Origin of the sequence: Delftia sp. ASV31 (assembly GCF_016428765.1) — a bacterium.
In the GTDB taxonomy this organism is placed as follows: domain Bacteria; phylum Pseudomonadota; class Gammaproteobacteria; order Burkholderiales; family Burkholderiaceae_C; genus Comamonas; species Comamonas acidovorans.
In genome coordinates this window covers 1-1,336 of the sequence record NZ_JAELTK010000191.1, presented here as the reverse complement: position 1 = coordinate 1,336, position 1,336 = coordinate 1, and the positions used below count along the sequence as shown (strand labels likewise).

The window sequence follows — 1,336 nt, the reverse complement described above, 5'->3', positions numbered from 1 at the left end:
CCCCCCCCCCCCCCCCCCCCCCCCCCCCCCCCCCCCCCCCCCCCCCCCCCCCTTTTAGATGTGTATAAGAGACAGGCTATATCCGAGCCGGCCTGCTTGAATGCGTCAAAGATGAAAGCGTGCTGTGAAGGGTGAATGCCTATCCCGGTATCCGACACTTTGATCTTCAGCTCACCTGCCCTGTCTGATGCAAACACGTCAATCTTGCCTGCCTTGGTGAATTTCAAGGAATTACTGAGAAGATTGTTCAGGATTTGTTTTATTCTCTCGCCATCCCCTATATATCCATCCTTCAGCGAGTCATCAAGAATCAAGGAAAATTCTATTCCCGACTCAGCAGCCAGCGGTTTGTAAATGGCGGCCACTTGCCGGATCACGGACTTGAGATCAAAGCTGGTCAATTCCACACTCATCTGACCAGACTCGATCTTCGAGAAGTCGAGGACATCATTCAGCAGGGTCAAAAGAGAATGGGATGAAGATGATATGGTGGCGAGCCTGGTTTGCTGCTCTTCTGACATGGAGCTTCTTCCCAGTATTTCCAGATTGCCCAATATTGCATTCAGTGGCGTACGTATCTCGTGGCTCATGGCGGCTAGAAAAGAAGATTTCTCCTGGTTTGCTTCTTCTGCCGCCTTTCTGGCATCTTCCAGATTTCTTTGCACTTGCTTGTGCGCCGTGATATCGGCAAATCCACACAGCAGGACACGCCGCCCCTGATATCTGGCCTTCACCATGATCACTGAAAGCTCTGCAATTGTTCCATTGTAAGAGACCACGATTTCGCTGACCACCGGAGAATATTCAGGCTTTTTTCCATCCAGATATTTCTCACCGTAGAATCTGAGAAAATATTCAATCAACCGCTCACCAGTGGACTCATCATCCAACACCAGGCTTTCTTTGTACTTGTACATCATGCTGTTTTCCAGCAGCATCTTCTTTTCCTTGAAGTCAAGAAGACCAAGTCCATAAGGAGCCATGGCAATGATGGTTCGACTCAGATGCTCCGAGTCGAATACATCCTTGGCCTTTCCATATACCGGAATAAATACCCTGCCATAGAAATATATCAAAAAACACCATATAAGAATGATGAATATCAATGAAAGCAGCAAATATACAAGAGACTTCCCATTCAAAAAAACGGCATCTCTCCAGGAGAAAACCTGGAGAAATACCATGTTTGTATTCGATATCCTCGAATAATAATAAAAGCATCCATTCCTGTAGACGGCGCCATACTTTCCAAGAATATATCCTGTCTCTTATACACATCTAAAAGGGGGGGGGGGGGGGGGGGGGGGGGGGGGGGGGGGGGGGGGGGGGGGGGGGG

2 protein-coding genes are annotated in these 1,336 nt (G+C 48.9%); both read right to left on the bottom strand.

Annotated elements, in window-relative coordinates:
• A partial coding sequence (locus tag JHD82_RS28945; protein WP_233174949.1) for a HAMP domain-containing sensor histidine kinase occupies nt 1-1,184 on the bottom strand: 1,184 nt, incomplete at its 3' end.
• The coding region (locus JHD82_RS30030; RefSeq protein WP_233174948.1) for a hypothetical protein at nt 1,139-1,336 on the bottom strand (198 nt) is incomplete at its 5' end. The genes JHD82_RS30030 and JHD82_RS28945, both read right to left, overlap by 46 nt.